The organism is Cellvibrio fontiphilus (assembly GCF_042646205.1).
Classification (GTDB): domain Bacteria; phylum Pseudomonadota; class Gammaproteobacteria; order Pseudomonadales; family Cellvibrionaceae; genus Cellvibrio; species Cellvibrio fontiphilus_A.
Map to the genome: position 1 here is coordinate 192,917 of NZ_JBHRTF010000006.1, position 18,060 is coordinate 210,976.

Below are 18,060 nucleotides of genomic sequence, written 5' to 3' on the forward strand. Positions count from 1 at the left end.
TTTAAGTTCCTTCCTATGCGTCGCCAGGATTTTTATTACGATTTGCCTGATGCCCTTATCGCCCGGATGCCAGCTGCCGAACGGCGCGGTAGTCGCCTGCTGCAGATGGATGGTGTTACCGGCAAGTTGCATCATGGCCAGTTTCCCGATCTGCTCAATCTTGTTGAGCCGGGTGATTTGATGGTGTTTAACAACACGCGGGTAATTCCAGCGCGTCTGTTTGGCCAGAAGACTTCCGGTGGTCAGGTGGAAATTTTAGTCGAGCGTGTTCTGGATAATCGCCGTGTGCTCGCCCATACGCGCGCCAGTAAAGCGCCAAAAGTGGGTTCACAGGTGATCTTGCAAGACGGAACTCGCGTGCAATTGGCTGCCCGTCAGGATGCATTGTTTGAGTGGGAGTTCCTGGGGGATGATCCGGTGCTGGAAGTGCTTGAGCGCATCGGTCATATGCCATTGCCACCTTACATTGATCGTGAAGATGTGGCCGCGGATCGCGAGCGTTACCAAACAGTTTATGGGGAAAAGCAAGGTGCAGTCGCGGCGCCTACTGCTGGATTGCACTTTGATGAATTGATGTTGCAAGAGCTGCGTGCAAAGGGTGTGAATATCGCGTTTGTTACTTTACATGTGGGCGCAGGTACTTTTCAAAACATGCGCGTCGATAATATCGCCGAGCACCAGATGCATTCGGAAATTATGGATGTATCGGCGGAGGTCTGTGAACTGGTTCGAGCGACCAAGGCGGCGGGTAAGCGCGTAATCGCCGTGGGTACTACCAGCGTGCGCAGTTTGGAATCCGCAGCACAGGGCTTTGCTGATCCTGCGCAAAAGGGTGAGATTCATCCCTATCAGGGCGAAACTAACATTTTCATCTACCCCGGTTACCGCTTTCAGGTGGTGGATGCACTGATCACCAATTTTCATTTGCCTGAATCCACGTTGATTATGCTGGTGTCTGCCTTTGCTGGTTATGGTTTTACTATGGCGGCTTATAGAGAAGCAGTAGCGCAGCAATACCGTTTTTTCAGCTATGGCGATGCCATGTTTATCACCCGCAATCCCGCCGCGGCCCAGCAGCCTGTTGGTCAGGCCCAGGCATAAGTACCCTACCTCAGAGAGAATATTGTGAGCGACAATTGTTTTATGGAATTTGAGTTGGACAGCCAGACGGGCAGGGCGCGTCGCGGCCGTCTGAAATTTCCGCGCGGTACTGTGGAAACCCCGGCATTCATGCCGGTGGGCACCTACGGCACAGTAAAAGGTATGACTCCGCGGGATATTGAAGACATAGGTGCTCAGATTATTTTGGGAAATACCTTTCACTTGATGCTGCGCCCTGGCACCGGAGTAATTAAGTCCCATGGTGACTTGCATGATTTTATGCAGTGGAAGGGGCCGATCCTGACCGACTCCGGTGGTTTCCAAGTGTTCAGCTTGGGCAAACTGCGCAAAATTACCGAAGACGGGGTTACCTTCAAATCGCCAATCAATGGCAACAAAGTATTTATGGGGCCGGAAGAGTCGATGCAGGTTCAGCGCGATTTGGGTTCCGACATAGTCATGATCTTTGACGAGTGCACTCCCTACCCGGCGACTGTTCATGAAGCGCGCGATTCTATGGAGTTGTCATTGCGCTGGGCCAAGCGCTCCAAAGTTGCCCATGGTGATAATCCCTCTGCCTTGTTCGGCATTGTTCAGGGCGGAATGTACGAAAACCTGCGCACCGAATCGCTCACTGGATTGGTGGAGATAGGTTTCGATGGTTATGCCATTGGCGGCCTCTCGGTAGGGGAACCCAAGGAGGATATGCTGCGCATCCTGGAGCATCTCGCTCCACAAATGCCCAAGCACAAACCCCGTTATCTTATGGGGGTGGGTAAGCCTGCAGATCTTGTGGAAGGGGTGCGCCGCGGTGTGGATATGTTTGACTGTGTTATGCCTACTCGCAATGCCCGCAACGGCCACCTGTTTACTAGCGAGGGTGTTATCAAGCTACGCAATGCAAAATATCGTGAAGATACTGGCCCGCTTGATGCGATGTGCGATTGCTACACCTGCCAAAATTTCTCCCGCGCCTACCTGCATCACCTGGATAAATGTAATGAGATGCTGGGCGCCCAGCTCAATACCATCCACAACCTGCGTTATTACCAGCGCATAATGGCTGATATGCGTACAGCCTTAAGTAATGGGACATTTGATGCCTTTTTGAGCAATTTTTATGGGCGACAGGGCTTGGATGTTCCACCGGCGCCGACTAGTTAATACCGGCATCGTTGTTGGGCGCAAATTAGGGTTATAATCCGGTGCCCTTGACCATACCGCCGTCCACAATCAGACGGTGTGCAAGTAAAAATAAGGTGGAATAGATTCGCGTAATTAGATGTAACGCTTGTGCGATTGCTAGTCTCCGCCACAGACAACTTGGGAAAACCCTATGCTAAATCGCTATCCATTATGGAAATATCTGCTGCTACTTTTTTTCACGGTAGTTGGTGTCATCTATTCTATTCCTAACCTCTACGCGCCTGATCCAGCAATACAGGTCTCTGGCGATTCGAGCGCCAAAGTGATCGATGCACCGGTCTTGGCCAAAATGGAGGAGGCACTAAAGGCGGCTAATATCGAAGCTTTTGGTGGCGAGGTGAATGAAAAAACAGCAATGCTGCGCATAAAAAAAGCAGAGCAGCAAATGCTTGCCCGCAAAACTGTCCAGCAGGCGCTTGGAGATGGTTATGTGGTTGCATTAAATACTGCTCCAACGACTCCAGCCTGGTTGCAGGCATTAGGGGCTGAGCCGCTTAAGTTGGGCCTTGATCTTGCGGGTGGTGTGCATTTTTTGCTGGAGGTGGATACAGCTTCTGCGGTTGCCAAACGCCAGGAAATAAATGCCGATGACATGAAAGACAAGATGCGCAAAGCCAAGGTACGTTATAGCTCAGTAGCTGCTCAAAAAGATAACCAGATTGTTGCCAGATTCCGCACTGCGGAAGCGCGCGATGAAGCGATAAGCCTTTTGCGTAGCGATTATCCAACACTGCTATTTAGCAAAGTAGATGCTGATTCAGGTGCGAGTGAGTTCAGCTACATCGCCAGTTTTACTGAAGCAGGTATTCGCGAGATAGAGGATTACGCACTCAGCCAAAACCTGATCACATTACGTAATCGCGTTAATGAATTGGGTGTGTCTGAGCCTATTGTGCAACGACAAGGTCGCAATCGTATTATCGTTCAGCTTGCAGGGATACAAGACCCGGCAGAAGCCAAACGAGTTATCGGTAAAACGGCCAACCTCGAATTCCGTTTAGGTGCATCACCCGACACCTTGGTATCCAATAAAGAAGAGTTCCCCTTTAAAGATGAACTGATGCAAATGCAGCGTGGTAATGCTGTATTGGAAAAGCAACTCATTGTCACTGGTGATCGCGTATCTAACGCCACCAGTAGTTTTGATCCTGAAACGAATCAGCCGCAAGTAAATATTACGTTGGATAGTCTCGGCGGAACGCACATGCACCGTGTAACCCGCAACAATGTGGGGCGTCAAATGGGTATTCTTTTCATTGAATACAAAACCCGCACACAAATTGTGAAAAATGCGGCGGGCGAAGACGTGGAAAAGATGACTCAATATGTAGAGCGCAAAGTGATTAGCTTGGCAACTATTCAGAGTGCGCTGGGAGTGCAATTCCGCATTACCGGTCTTGATAGCCCTGCTGAGGCTTCCGAGCTTGCCTTATTGTTGCGTGCCGGTGCACTTGCGGCGCCTATGCACTTTGTGGAGGAGCGTACTATTGGTGCTTCTCTGGGCACAGAAAATATCAAAAACGGCGTGAACGCTACTCTTTGGGGGTTTGGTCTCGTCGTTTTATTTATGGTTCTTGCTTATCGTGTATTCGGTATTTTTGCCAATATTGCGCTTGCCTTAAACGTATTATTAGTGATCACCATGTTGTCTATGTTTGGTGCAACCCTGACCCTCCCCGGTATCGCCGGTATAGTCTTAACCATAGGTATGGCGGTGGACGCCAATGTGTTGATTCACTCGCGCATTCGTGAGGAGCTCAAAAATGGCGCTTCACCGCAACAGGCAATTTATGCAGGTTATGAACGGGCATTTGTCACGATTCTTGATGCGAACTTAACGACATTGATTGTCGGTGTGATTTTGTTTGCGATTGGTACTGGTCCAATCAAAGGCTTTGCGGTCACCTTGATCGTTGGGATCATAACTACCATGTATGCCTCTGTTAGCTGTAGCCGCGCCCTTGCCAACTTGGTTTATGGCCGCCGTAAAAACTTACAAAAAATTTCGATTTAAGAGGCTGCTGCCATGACAAAAGAACTACGTATTATCGATTTTATGGGCATGAGGCACTACACCTCTGCACTGTCCATCATCATCGTAATCATTTCAATTGGATCTCTCGCCATCAATGGCTTGAAGCTTGGTCTTGATTTTACTGGTGGTACCCAGTTGGAGGTCTTACTCGACCGTCCGGCTGATCTGGATAAGATTCGTGAAGTGTTGGAAAAAGAGGAGTTGAAAAGCCCGGTTGCTGTGCTCTTTGGTTCGGATCAAGAAGTAATGATTCGCACCCAGGATCAGATGAAAGTAAAAGCGCAGGAAAAATTAGCTGCTACTGTCGCTGCCTTGGGAAATGGTGCCAGCCTCGAAGCATTGGAGCGCCCGGCGCGTGAACTCGAAGGGTTTGCTGATACTTTGGTGATCGCCAATATCAGTGAACAATTGGTTCAACAGCAAAACCTATTCACTGCGGATAAATATGGCCGTATCCAGTACCAACAGCGCGACGGCAAGCTGCTTGTTAATTTGGAAAACTCAATTGATTCTGTTTACCTCAATCAGATAATTCTTGATCTGGAGCAGGCTACAGGGGCAAATATCGAATTGCGCAGTAGTGAGTTTGTGGGACCGCAAATTGGTGATGAATTGCGCGATCAAGGCGGTTTAGGCATGGTTGTCGCATTTGTGCTGGTTTTCCTTTATGTGGCTGTGCAGTTCCAATGGAAGTTTTCAATCGGTGCAATCATTGGATTGGTTCACGACGTCATTGTAACCTTGGGCTTTTTTGCGTTCTTTCAGTGGGATTTCGATTTAACCGTACTCGCGGCAATCCTTGCTCTTATCGGCTATTCGATTAACGATACCATCGTAATTTACGATCGTATTCGTGAAAATTTCAGGATTTTACGCAAAACCAATCCGCATGAAGTTATCAATATTTCTATTACCCAAACATTGGGTAGAACCATCATGACTTCTGCCTCGGTATTTATTGTGCTTTTTTGTTTATATTTCATCGCGGGAGAGGTATTGCAAGGTTTTGCCTTAGCGCTGATTATCGGTATTGTTGCTGGTACTTATTCCTCTGTGTATATCTGTGCAAACATAACGGCTGCGCTTGGCATTACCAAAGAAGATTTAATGCCCAAACCAAAAGAGGAAGATGGTGTCGAGGGGCATGAGGCACCTTGATAATCCTTGTGTTAAACAACAGCGCCTTTTGGCGCTGTTGTTGTTTTCAGGGCATGATCTTTTAATCCTTGTGTGAGCAAAGAATTTCGGCCATCTTTTCACTCAGTACACTTGCGGCAAACTCTTATGATCGAACACATCAGCTTCAGTCCATCGTTACAGTTCAGCGACGATATTGAACTCCTGCGTGAAACGGTGGGGCGCTTTCAGCGAATTTTTAACGGCAGTGGCTACGGTTTTTGGGAGTGGAATTTACATACCCAGCACATCGAATGGTCTGGTGGATTTTGGGAGCGCTTGGGTTATGGCCCCGAAGACGCGGAGAGTATTAGCGATGCCGGTAAAGTTCTCATGTATATGCACCCCGACGACCGCGAGTATGCAGTAGAAGCCGCGCGTCAGCATTTGCGCAGCGGCAAACCCCTGGATGTTTCTTATCGCATTAGAACCAAGTCTGGCGATTATATTTGGACTCAGGTGCGCGCCGATTCTCTGCGTGATGAAAGTGGTCAGGCTACGGTTATGTCCGGGGTGAATTTCGACATCACCGAAATTAAAAAAGTGGAAGCGGCGCTGCGTGAAAGTGAAGCGCGTCAAGTGCGCATTATTCAGGCTTCCAGCGATGGTATTTGGGAGTGGTACGCTGATCGCGGAGGCTTCCATTTTTCCCATCGCTGTTGGGAGTTGCTGGGTTATGACGATTTGGATGATGTGCTGACCGAGGGTGAGGATCGCTTAAAAATCTGGCGCAAGCATATTTACCCGCAAGACTTGCCTATTTTTGATAATGCCTTGATCGAGCACATGGCTGGCCGTGCGCCCTTTGATGTTGAATACCGGTTGGTGAGCCAGCAGGGCGACATTCGCTGGATTCGCGGCCGTGGTCGTGCCGTTTTTAATGATCAGGGCCAGCCAATTATGATGTCCGGCAGCAATATGGACATTACCGAAATCAAGCGAGCAGAAGAGCGTGTAATCCAAGCCAAGGAGCAAGCAGAGCAGGCCAACCGTGCCAAATCTGAATTTTTATCCAGCATGAGCCACGAGCTGCGCACACCGCTCAATGCCATTCTTGGATATACCCAGCTGTTTGAATATGACGGCAACCTCAAGCCCCAGCAAATTGAAAATGTGCGCGAGATTCGCAAGGCCGGAGAGCACTTGTTGCAATTGATTAATGATGTGCTCGATTTGGCCAAGATTGAATCGGGCAATATGACGGTTTCGTTGGAGCCAGTATTGGTGTCGCGCCTGATTAATGAGTGTTTTACCCTCGTGCAACCGCTGGCTGATGCGAAAGGCATTCGCCTGAGTGCGAGCCTTGGCCAACTGAACAATACCTATGCAGTAGCGGACAATGTGCGGGTAAAACAGGTATTGCTCAACCTGCTCAGTAATGCGGTGAAATACAACCGCGTTGGCGGCGAGGTTGAGGTGCATTTGGCGGTTGTGGACGGCGCGCAATTGCGCATTAGTGTGCGCGATACGGGGCGCGGTATTCCATTGCAGCGCCAAAATGAGGTATTTCAGCCATTTAATCGGCTGAGCGCTGAAAATTCCAATATCGAAGGTTCCGGTGTCGGTTTGGTTATTACCAAACAATTAGTAGAGATGATGAGGGGCAAGCTGGATTTTGTCAGTGAGGAGGGCGTTGGCACTACTTTCTGGATAGATTTTCCGATTGCCACTGAGTGGAATGATGAGCCTATCCAAAAACCATCTGGCACCAAAAACTACGCTCCTGCCAGTTTAAATGTTACTCGCTCTTGCAAGGTATTGTACGTGGAGGACAACCCCACCAATGTGCGGTTGCTGCGACAAATTTTTGATCGTTACCCACAGCTGGAGTTGGAGGTGGCCGAGGAGGCTTTTCTGGGAATCTACAAAGCGCGCAGTCTCAATCCTGACTTGGTCATTCTGGATATCAACCTGCCTGGCATGGACGGTTATGAGGTGCTGAGTGTGCTGAAAAGCGACCCTTCGACCAGTGCGGTGCCGGTGATCGGTTTATCGGCGAATGCTATGCCCTATGATATAGAGCGAGGGCGAAGTGCCGGTTTTTTTGATTACCTGACCAAGCCGGTAGATATTCATCGCCTGATTGATGTGTTTAACCAATTGCTCCACGACCACTAGCTTATGCCTTATTTGGCTCCCCTGGGGTAATCGCCCCGCTATTACCCCTACGCCCGTTACCCAGCTTTGCATAAAGTTAATTAATGCAAAGTCGGGTGGCCTTTGCCCTTGAAATCTCTATCATTCTCAAAATGAACGATTGTTCATTTTATTTTTCATTCTTGCTATCTGATGTTGGTACGCCAACGAGTGGCAGTTGTTTAAGGAGTTTCAAGATGATGCCTCGCTCTCGGGTTCAGGTTGTGCGCGCTGCGCCTTTTGCTGTCGCAAGCTTTTTGGTGTTGTTGTTAGCGGGTTGTGACAGTACAAGCCCCGGTGCAGCCAAAGCAGCCCCAGCTGTTCCAGAAGTGGGAGTCGTGACAGTTGCTGCGAGTAATTTGCCCTTGCAAACCGAGTTGCCGGGGCGTACCTCGGCATTTCGCAAAGCGGAGGTCCGCCCACAAGTCAGTGGCATCATCCAACAGCGGTTATTTACCGAAGGGGCAGAGATCAAAGCGGGTACGGCACTCTATCAGATAGATCCGGCAAGCTATAAAGCTGCTGTTTCCAGTGCCCAAGCTGAATTGGCCCGCGCCCAAGCGGCACTGGCAGCCGCTGACGCCAGAGAAAAGCGCTATCAAAACTTGGTGGCGATAAAGGCAATTAGCCAACAAGACTACGACGATACACTGGCCTCGCGGAATCAGGCCAGGGCTGCGGTTGCTGTTGCCAAGGCGGCGCTTGAGTCTGCCAGTATCAACCTTAAATACACCCGTGTGCTGGCGCCTATTGATGGTGTGATCAGTAAGTCCGCCGTGACCGAAGGGGCGCTGGTCAATGCCGGCCAGGCAGATGTACTGGCGGATATATTGCAGCTTGATCCCATTTATGTAGATGTTTCCCAGTCAGCTGATGAGCTGTTACAGCTGCGTCGCCAAATGAAGCATGGACAGGTAGTCGCCGTTGATTCTGCCAAGGTGCGTCTGATATTGGAGGATGGCAGTCTCTATGAACACGAGGGTAGTTTGCAGTTTGCCGAAGTCGGGGTGAATGAGTCGACCGGTACGGTAACCCTGCGGGCGCAATTCCCCAACCCCGACCGGTTGTTATTGCCGGGAATGTTTGTGCGTGCCCAAGTGGAAGAAGGGGTTCGCAATAATGCCATCTTGGTTGCCCAGCGCGGTGTGACTCGCGACCGCACCGGCAGTGCAACCGCCATGGTGGTCAGCCAAGAGGGAATAGTGGAACAGCGTCAGTTAATCACTGGCCGTGCTGTTGGCGATCAATGGTTGGTGTTGGATGGTCTGGCGGAAGGCGATCAGGTGATTGTAGAAGGGCTGCAAAAAGTGAAGCCCGGCGTGCCGGTAAAAGCGGTTCCCGCTGCCGATAGTAATTCAGCGGGGGAGTAACTAATGGCCAGATTCTTCATAGATCGCCCGGTATTTGCCTGGGTGATTTCCATCATCATCATGCTCGCGGGTGCGCTTTCCATCTTCAAGCTGCCGGTCGCCCAATACCCTGATGTGGCACCGCCCGCGGTGAGCATTAGTGCGAATTACCCGGGCGCATCTGCACAGACAGTGCAGGACACTGTCATCCAGATTATCGAACAGGGGCTAACCGGTATCGATAATGTTCAGTACATGTCGTCCACCAGTGAGTCCAGCGGGCGCGGTGAAGTGACTCTGACCTTTGTGGCCGGTACCGACCCGGACATCGCCCAGGTACAGGTGCAAAATAAATTACAAACCGCCATGCCCCTACTGCCTCAGGAAGTCCAGCAGCAGGGCATTCGCGTGACTAAATCCTCTGCCGGTTTTTTGATGGTAATAGGTTTTGTGTCCAGCGATGGCAGCATGGATAAATACGACATTGCCGACTATGTAGCCGCCAATGTGCAAGACCAGTTGAGCCGGGTTAACGGGGTGGGGCAGATCACCCTGTTCGGCTCCCAGTATGCGATGCGAATCTGGCTGGACGCCAGCAAACTCGCCACCTACAGCTTGACCAGCAGCGACGTTGCCACCGCTATCCGTGCACAGAATGCGCAGATCGCGGCGGGCGAGTTGGGCGGTACACCCGCCTTGCCGGGGCAGGATATCAACGCCAGCATCGTGGTACAGACACGCCTGTCTACACCGGAGGAGTTCGGCAATATCCTGCTGCGTGTTAATCAAGACGCCTCACAGGTGCGCTTGAAAGATGTGGCGCGTATTGAGCTGGGCGGTGAAAACTACCAGTTTGAAACTGAGTACAACAATCGCCCGGCAACCGGTTTAGCAATCACTTTGGCATCCGGTGCTAACGCGCTGGATACTGCCGACGCGGTGCGCAAGCGCATTGCCGAGCTGCAGGGCTTTTTCCCGCAGGGGCTGGAAATTGTCTACCCCTACGACACCACTCCCTTTGTGAAACTATCGATTGAAGCAGTGGTAAAAACCCTGATTGAGGCCATCATTCTGGTGTTTTTGGTGATGTACCTCTTCCTGCAAAACTTCCGCGCCACGCTGATCCCCACCATTGCGGTGCCGGTGGTATTGCTGGGAACCTTTGCAGTGCTCTCGGTATTCGGCTTCTCCATCAATACCCTCACTATGTTTGCCATGGTGCTGGCCATCGGCTTGCTGGTGGACGATGCCATTGTGGTGGTGGAGAACGTGGAGCGGGTGATGGCGGAGGAGGGGCTTTCGCCACGCGAGGCTACCCGTAAATCCATGCAGCAAATTACCGGCGCATTAATTGGTATTGCTCTGGTGCTTTCAGCCGTATTTGTACCTATGGCGTTTTTTGGTGGGTCTACCGGGGTTATTTATCGCCAGTTCTCTATCACCATCGTATCCGCGATGGTGCTGTCGGTCATCGTTGCGCTCACCCTTACTCCCGCACTCTGCGCCAGTATGCTCAAGCCGGTCAGTCATGATCACTATCAAAAAGGTGGATTTTTTGGCTGGTTCAACCGCAACTTTAACCGCGCCACTGACGGTTATCAGCGCAGCGTAGGCGGTATGTTGGGTAAAACCGGTCGCTATATGGCGATTTATGTGGCGATTGTCATTGTGCTGGGGCTGTTGTTTACCCGCTTGCCGGGTTCATTTTTGCCCGATGAAGATCAGGGCATTATGTTTACCCAAATGACGCTGCCGGTCGGGGCGACCAAAGAGCGCTCCATGGCGGTGATGGATCGTGTAGAGCAGCACTATCTGGAAAACGAAGCGGACAATGTGCGCTCGGTATTTTCGGTGATTGGTTTTAGTTTTAGTGGGCGCGGCCAGAATAACGGTATCGCTTTTGTTGGCCTGAAAGATTGGAGCCTGCGCACCGACGAATCCCAGCATGTGCAAAGTATTGCCGGGCGAGCCATGGGCGCTTTTTCGCAAATCAAAGAAGCGATGGTATTCCCCTTTGTGCCACCGGCGATTACCCAACTGGGCACCTCATCGGGTTTTAACCTGCAGCTGCAGGATTTGGGCGGCTTGGGGCATGAGGCCTTGATGCAAGCGCGCAATCAATTCCTCGGCATGGCTGCCCAGGACGCTCGCTTGGTCGGTGTGCGCCCGAACGGTCAGGAGGATAACCCCCAGTTCAAGTTGGACGTCAACCAAGAAAAAGCTGCCGCACTGGGCGTATCGCTGAGCGACATCAACGCCATCTTTTCTACCGTGTGGGCGGCGTCTTATGTGAACGACTTTATCGATAAAGGGCGGGTGAAAAAGGTTTTTGTACAGGGCGATGCGCAGTACCGCATGCTGCCGGAGGATGTCAAAAACTGGTATGCACGCAACGACAAAGGCGAGATGGTTCCTTTTTCGGCGTTTACCTCTGGCCGTTGGATTTATGGTTCGCCGCGCTTGGAGCGCTACAACGGCGTGCCTTCCCTGAACATCATCGGACAGGGTGCACCGGGTGTCAGCTCGGGTGATGCGATGTTGGCAGTGGAGGAGATCATCGCGAAATTGCCCGCCGGTATTGGCTACCAATGGACGGGCATGTCACTGCAGGAGCGCGAGTCAGGTAATCAGGCGCCGCTGTTGTATGCCTTGTCGATCCTGATTGTTTTTCTCTGTCTGGCGGCTTTGTATGAGAGTTGGTCGGTGCCTTTTGCAGTCATTCTCGTTGTGCCACTGGGGATTCTTGGTGCGGTAGTGTTTGCCATGGCGCGCGGCCTATCCAACGATGTGTATTTTCAGGTGGGGTTGCTGACCACTATTGGGTTGGCGGCAAAAAATGCGATTTTGATCGTTGAATTCGCCAAAGCACTTTACGAGCAGGGTATGGACTTAATTGCGGCAACTATGGAGGCCGTGCGCATGCGCTTACGCCCCATTATCATGACCTCCCTCGCGTTTATGCTCGGTGTAACCCCCTTGGTGATTAGCACTGGCGCTGGCTCAGGCAGCCAAAATGCCATAGGCACCGGTGTATTTGGCGGTATGTTTTCTGCAACGGTACTGGCGATATTTTTTGTGCCGGTATTTTTTGTCGTGGTATTCCGCTTGGCCCAGCGTTGGTTTCCAGCCAAGCCAGCGGACGACCATAAAACGCATTGAGTCATCTTATGAGTCTTAATAAATGTGAGCTGATTCTGGCGGCAACCTTAAAACTTTTGGCGAGCCGTGGTTTTCACGGCTTTTCCATTCGCGATGTTGCCAAAGAATCAGGCGTAGCCACTGGTACGGTCTATTTGTATTTTGCTGATCGGGAAGATCTGATCAAAAAATTACACAGTCAGATTATTGAAACCGTAGGGCGGGAGGTATTTATCAGCGTGGAAAAGGAAATGTCGTTGTACGAGCAGTTTCAAGGTATGTGTCGCCGTTTTTGGGCGCTATTCCAGCAGCAGCCGGAAATGATTTTAAGCAAAGGTCAATTCGATCATTTACCCGCAGACTTACTGCGCAGTCGGCACGAAGAGGCGAAAGTTGTACTGGAACCCTTGTTCACCTTTTTTATTCGCGGGCGCGAGCAGCAGCTGCTTAAAAACTTCCCTGACGAAATTCTTTTCTCGCTGGCATTTGAGCCTTATTTCGAGATTGCCCGTAAATCCCTGCAGGGCTTCGTGAGCGTTGATGACACCATGCTCGAACAAATCATCCATGCCAGTTGGGATGCAATAGCGGTTCAAGCCAAGGTGTAAGTATTGTGTTAACCCATAAAAAAACGGCGAGCCATTGCTGACTCGCCGTTTTTTTATGACAGCATTTTTTAAAAAAGCTGCTGTGTCATGAGCTTATTTCAAATGCCCCAGATTTTTCTGCACGATTTGCAAAATCGGCTTAAACACTTTTGGCGAGCCGCACACAATGTGGCCGGTTTCCAAATAATCCACGCCGCCATTGAAATCACTCACCAAACCACCAGCTTCTTTAACCAGCAAGACACCGCCAGCAATATCCCACTCGTTCAGGTTCATTTCCCAGAATGCATCAAAACGACCGGCTGCTACATAGGCCAAGTCCAGCGCCGCTGAACCGCAGCGACGAATGCCGGAAGTTTGCCCCGCAATTTCCTGCACACAGGCGAGGTAAGGGCCAATATGTTCCAGTGCGTAACCACTAAAGGGAATACCTGTGCCAATCAGTGAGCCTTCCAGTGTGCGGCGGCTGGAAACACGCAGGCGGCGGCCATTCAAGGCGGCTCCACGGCCACGGCTGGCAGTAAATTCTTCGCGTTTAATCGGGTCGATAACAACGGCGTGTTCGATTTGGCCTTTATATTTGCAGGCGATGGAAATAGAGAAGTGAGGAACCCCGTGAATAAAATTGGTAGTGCCGTCGAGCGGGTCAATAATCCATTCGTAGTCTGGATTTTTACCGGCTTGGTGGCCGCCTTCTTCACCGCGAATGCTGTGATCCGGGTAGGCTTTACGGAGGTGGTAGATGATTTCTTTTTCGGCCGCTTTGTCCACTTCGGTGACATAGTCGTTGCGGCTTTTGGTTTCGATAGTGAGCAGGTCGACGCGTTCAAAGGCGCGTTCAATCAGTTCGGCAGCTTTGCGACCAGCGCGCAAAGCAATGGTTAACATGGGTTCCATAAAGCACCAATTAATGGCTGCTGGAGCACATCTCCATAATGGATAGATGCCAGCGCGCCTGATTGTTCAGGGGTGGGGATTGTAAAAGAGCGGGGCCGCAGGTCATGGGCATTCATTGCCCTACCTCTCGCCGAGGGCGCGAATTATAGCGGTAAGCCTGTGCTGGAGGCTAGTCATAAGTGTCGTTATACTGCGCGCCATTTGCCTGCTTCCATCAACCCTGTCAGCGAGATCGCCTATGTCAGCCCAGCCTTTTAACAATATTCGCATTGTGTTGGTTAATACCAGTCACCCGGGCAATATCGGCGGTACGGCGCGGGCGATGAAAAACATGGGCTTAGGGCGACTTTATTTGGTGTCGCCGCAAGAGTTTCCCTCGGATAAGGCCGTCTGGCGCTCAGCGGGCGCAACCGATGTGCTGGATAATGCCGTAGTGGTGGAAACCCTGGATGAAGCCATCGCCGGTTGCAGCTTGGTAGTAGGCACCAGCGCCCGCGAGCGCCGTATTCCCTGGCCGCTGCTGGATCCGCGTCAGTGCGGTGAAAGTGTCTGGTCAGAGGCAGCCAGTCATGAAGTGGCGATAGTGTTTGGGCGCGAAGATCGCGGCCTCACCAACGAAGAGCTGCACAAGTGTAATTACCACGTGCACATCCCAGCCAACCCCGATTACAGCTCGCTCAACCTGGCGACTGCAGTACAGGTGATTAGCTATGAAATCCGCATGGCCTATTTGATGGCGGCGGAGGGTAATACTCTGCCGCAACACCAGTGGGACATGCCACCGGTTGATGCCCAGGCCATGGAAAGCTACTACGAGCATTTGGAGCAAACCCTGGTGGAGCTGGACTTTCTGGATCGCGACAACCCCAAACAAACCATGACCCGCTTGCGCCGGCTGTACAACCGGGTGCGCATGGACCAAATGGAATTCAATATTCTGCGCGGTGTATTAACGGCCGTGCAGAACTATATCCACTACAGCGGCAAGGTCATGACCAAGCTAGGTCACAAACCCGGTTTGGATGCCATGCGCGATCTCACTAAAGATGTAAACAGCACCAATAAACCGCTCGAATAGCCAATTAGAACAGTCACTCTGGCAAAGCAGGAGGGCTTGGGTGTTGGAAAAGGCGGAATACCTGAGTAAAATACTCGGAATTAGGCGGCAGGTTTTTTGCCTGCCAATAATTGCCTCCCTCGCGCCGATTTGGCGTTCTGCTCCCCCGGGGTTTAGCGACTATGAGACTCACCACCAAAGGACGATATGCGGTAACAGCGATGCTGGACCTTGCGCTACACAGCGACAAGGGGCCGGTAAGCCTTGCTGATATTTCGGTGCGCCAAGGTATCTCTTTATCCTACCTTGAGCAGCTTTTTGCGCGTCTTCGCCAGTTTAAGCTAGTCAAAAGCGTGCGCGGCCCAGGGGGCGGCTATCAATTAATGGGTAGTACTGCAGATATCTCCGTGGCCCAGGTGGTAGATGCAGTCAGTGAGTCCCTGGATGCTACCCGTTGCGAGGGCAAGGGTAATTGCCACGAGGGTGAGGTCTGTCTGACACATCATTTGTGGGAAAATCTGAGCGAACAAATTCATCGGTTTTTAAGTGAAATCAGCCTTGCTGATTTGGTTGCGCGCAAAGATATTCGTGCGGTCAGTGAACTGCAAAATTTACGTTTACGCTCATCCCAATCGCATGCCGACCATATAGTGGTTAGCGAAATTAATTAGTTTTAATTGGTTTAGATGTTGGTTTTTTCTCCCTTTGTATCAAGGTAATCCGTTTTTGCGTAAACCAGTGTATCTCGATTATGCCGCCACCACGCCAGTTGCTCCTGAAGTTGCTGCTGCCATGGCCCAATGTCTTACGCTGGACGGTACTTTTGCCAATCCCGCATCGCGCGCGCATCTCTATGGTTGGCAAGCTGAAGAACTGGTTGAGGAAGCGCGTGCGAATGTTGCCCAGCTGATCAATGCCGATCCGCGCGAAATTGTATGGACTAGCGGCGCGACAGAGTCCAATAACCTGGCGTTAAAAGGCATTGCAGAAACTTATCGTCTTGCTCATCCGGTTGGCGGTCATATTGTTGTTTCGGCGATTGAGCACAAAGCAGTATTAGACCCTGCTGCCTGGCTTGAAACGCGCGGCTTTCGCATAACCCGTGTGGTGCCAAATGCAGAGGGTCTGGTAACAGTGGAAAACCTGGCTGCTGCGCTTGAGGCAGATACTTTTTTGGTAAGCCTTATGCAAGTCAACAATGAGTTGGGTTGTATTAACGATATCAAGTCGCTAGTGGCGCTGTGTCATGCGCGCGACATTTTGTTTCACTGCGATGCCGCCCAAAGCGCCGGCAAAATCGCTATTGATGTGCAGGGCCTGGGTGTTGATTTGCTCTCGCTGTCGGCGCACAAATTTTATGGCCCCAAAGGTGTTGGTGCGCTTTATGTGAAGCGTGCGGCCAACGTCAAAGTTGCTGCGCAAATCCACGGTGGTGGCCATGAACGCAGTATGCGCTCAGGTACGCTTGCTACCCATCAATTGGTGGGAATGGGTGAGGCAGCCAGGCTCGCGCAGGCGCATCTTGATGCTGATTCCCAACGTATCAGAGTGCTACGTGATCGTCTTTGGCAGGGTATTGCTGATCTGCCCGGTGTAACACGCAACGGATCTGTTAATGAGTGCGTCAGTGGAATTTTAAATGTCGCGTTTGACGGTGCTGATGGCGAAATGTTGCTGCTGTCGCTGCGCGATTTGGCGCTATCCAGCGGTTCTGCTTGTAACTCGGCGAGTATGTCGCCCAGTTATGTATTAAAAGCGATTGGTTTGAGTGATGAAACTGCGCAAGCTTCCTTACGTTTTAGTCTTGGCCGTTACACCACGGCCGAAGAAATTGAATTTGCGATTGAGCATTTGCGCAGTGTTATCAGCAAATTGCAAAAGGCCTGATGCAGGCCGGTGCACACAGGGTAATTATCATGTCCGAACAAGTTGAACAGCTCATTAAAAAAGAATACGCCGCCGGCTTTCACACGGCGATTGATGCCGAAACTTTGCCGCCCGGTTTAAACGAGGACGTGATTCGTTTTATCTCGGCCAAAAAAAATGAGCCAGAGTGGTTATTGGAATGGCGACTTAAGGCTTATCACGCTTGGTTGGAAATGACTGAGCCAGAGTGGGCGCACGTCAAATACGACGATATTGATTTTCAGGCTGTTTCCTATTATTCAGCGCCAAAATCCATGGATTCCAAACCCAAAAGTTTGGATGAAGTCGACCCCGAATTACTGCGCACCTACGAAAAACTTGGCATTCCTCTGCACGAGCAAGCGGCGCTTGCTGGTGTTGCTATGGATGTGGTGTTTGACTCTGTGTCTGTGGTTACTACCTTTCGCGAAAAACTGCTGGAAGCGGGCGTGATTTTTTGCTCCATCAGTGAAGCGGTACAAAAATATCCCGAGCTGATTAAAAAATATATTGGCTCGGTGGTGCCGCAAAAAGACAACTACTACGCCGCGCTCAATTCAGCGGTATTTTCTGATGGCTCCTTTGTATACATCCCCAAAGGTGTGCGTTGCCCTATGGAGTTGTCTACCTATTTCCGCATTAACGAACAAAACACCGGTCAGTTTGAGCGAACCTTGATTGTTGCTGATGAAGGTTCTCATGTGAGTTACCTCGAAGGCTGCACCGCCCCCATGCGCGATGAAAACCAACTACACGCTGCAGTCGTGGAATTAATTGCGCTCGATAATGCGGAAATTAAATATTCCACCGTACAAAACTGGTATCCAGGTAACGAGGAAGGCAAGGGCGGTATTTACAACTTTGTGACCAAGCGCGGCGTGTGCCACACCAATGCCAAAATTTCCTGGACACAAGTGGAGACTGGCTCGGCAGTAACCTGGAAATACCCAAGCTGTGTTTTGCGTGGCGACAACAGTGTCGGCGAGTTTTACTCGGTCGCGCTCACCAATAATTATCAGCAAGCCGATACCGGCACCAAGATGATTCACATTGGTAAAAACACCAAGTCCACTATCATTTCCAAAGGTATTTCCGCCGGTAAAAGCTCCAATGCCTATCGTGGTCTGGTGCGTATTAACCCGGGCGCCGAAGGTGCGCGCAATTACACCCAGTGTGATTCGCTACTGATTGGCGACAAGTGTGGCGCACATACTTTTCCCTATATTGAAAGTAAAAATCCAAGCGCGGTCATAGAGCATGAGGCAACCACCTCCAAGGTGAGTGAAGACCAAATGTTCCTATGCCAACAGCGTGGCTTGGATGCAGAAAAAGCAGTGTCCATGATTGTGAATGGCTTTTGTCGCGAAGTGTTTAAAGAGCTGCCCATGGAGTTTGCCGTAGAAGCGGGCAAATTATTGGAAGTCAGTTTGGAAGGCTCTGTGGGTTAACGCC

The 18,060-nt window shown here is 50.9% G+C and carries 13 protein-coding genes; 12 read left to right on the plus strand and 1 reads right to left on the minus strand.

The genetic code is table 11. The annotated features are described in order from the left end of the window. Positions 1–15 precede the first annotated feature (15 nt). The 8 genes from queA (at position 16) to ACFODX_RS14685 (ending at position 12,749) form a co-directional block, all read left to right on the plus strand. Positions 16–1,101, plus strand: a complete 1,086-nt coding sequence (gene queA / locus ACFODX_RS14650) for a tRNA preQ1(34) S-adenosylmethionine ribosyltransferase-isomerase QueA (protein ID WP_378120469.1) — start codon at positions 16–18, stop codon at positions 1,099–1,101. 42 nt (positions 1,102–1,143) lie between these two features. Beyond that, positions 1,144–2,265: a tRNA guanosine(34) transglycosylase Tgt gene (gene tgt / locus ACFODX_RS14655; protein ID WP_449245657.1), complete on the plus strand. Its 1,122-nt coding sequence runs from the start codon at positions 1,144–1,146 to the stop codon at positions 2,263–2,265. 172 nt (positions 2,266–2,437) lie between these two features. After that, on the plus strand, positions 2,438–4,321 hold the full coding sequence (gene secD, locus ACFODX_RS14660; protein ID WP_378120473.1) for a protein translocase subunit SecD: 1,884 nt from the start codon (positions 2,438–2,440) through the stop codon (positions 4,319–4,321). A gap of 12 nt (positions 4,322–4,333) precedes the next feature. Then, complete coding sequence (gene secF / locus ACFODX_RS14665; protein ID WP_378120475.1) at positions 4,334–5,500, plus strand: protein translocase subunit SecF; 1,167 nt, start codon at positions 4,334–4,336, stop codon at positions 5,498–5,500. 126 nt (positions 5,501–5,626) lie between these two features. After that, positions 5,627–7,636, plus strand: coding sequence for a hybrid sensor histidine kinase/response regulator (locus ACFODX_RS14670; protein ID WP_378120477.1), 2,010 nt, complete (start codon positions 5,627–5,629; stop codon positions 7,634–7,636). Between the two features lie 215 nt (positions 7,637–7,851). Then, positions 7,852–9,024, plus strand: a complete 1,173-nt coding sequence (locus ACFODX_RS14675; protein ID WP_378120480.1) for an efflux RND transporter periplasmic adaptor subunit — start codon at positions 7,852–7,854, stop codon at positions 9,022–9,024. Between the two features lie 3 nt (positions 9,025–9,027). Beyond that, positions 9,028–12,162, plus strand: a complete 3,135-nt coding sequence (locus ACFODX_RS14680) for an efflux RND transporter permease subunit (protein ID WP_378120482.1) — start codon at positions 9,028–9,030, stop codon at positions 12,160–12,162. A gap of 8 nt (positions 12,163–12,170) precedes the next feature. After that, positions 12,171–12,749: a TetR/AcrR family transcriptional regulator gene (locus ACFODX_RS14685; RefSeq protein ID WP_378120484.1), complete on the plus strand. Its 579-nt coding sequence runs from the start codon at positions 12,171–12,173 to the stop codon at positions 12,747–12,749. Between the two features lie 93 nt (positions 12,750–12,842). Here the strand turns inward: ACFODX_RS14685 and ACFODX_RS14690 are convergent, their stop codons facing one another. Then, entirely contained in the window at positions 12,843–13,646 is an 804-nt protein-coding gene (locus ACFODX_RS14690; RefSeq protein ID WP_324259161.1) for an inositol monophosphatase family protein, read from the minus strand. A 238-nt stretch (positions 13,647–13,884) separates the two neighbouring features. Here ACFODX_RS14690 and trmJ point away from each other — a divergent pair, with 238 nt between their 5' ends. The 4 genes from trmJ to sufB all read left to right on the plus strand — a co-directional run bounded on the left by trmJ (position 13,885) and on the right by sufB (position 18,056). Beyond that, positions 13,885–14,724 (plus strand): tRNA (cytosine(32)/uridine(32)-2'-O)-methyltransferase TrmJ, encoded by an 840-nt coding sequence (trmJ, locus tag ACFODX_RS14695; RefSeq protein ID WP_378120487.1) that lies wholly within the window; start codon positions 13,885–13,887, stop codon positions 14,722–14,724. Between the two features lie 161 nt (positions 14,725–14,885). Next, positions 14,886–15,374 (plus strand): Fe-S cluster assembly transcriptional regulator IscR, encoded by a 489-nt coding sequence (gene iscR, locus ACFODX_RS14700; protein ID WP_324259163.1) that lies wholly within the window; start codon positions 14,886–14,888, stop codon positions 15,372–15,374. 55 nt (positions 15,375–15,429) lie between these two features. Next, a complete protein-coding gene (locus ACFODX_RS14705) occupies positions 15,430–16,590 on the plus strand; it encodes an aminotransferase class V-fold PLP-dependent enzyme (protein ID WP_378120489.1) in 1,161 nt (386 codons plus the stop codon). Between the two features lie 29 nt (positions 16,591–16,619). Continuing rightward, positions 16,620–18,056 carry a Fe-S cluster assembly protein SufB gene (sufB, locus tag ACFODX_RS14710; RefSeq protein WP_378120491.1) on the plus strand — a complete coding sequence of 479 codons (1,437 nt, stop codon included), beginning with the start codon at positions 16,620–16,622 and terminating at the stop codon, positions 18,054–18,056. Positions 18,057–18,060: the final 4 nt, after the last annotated feature.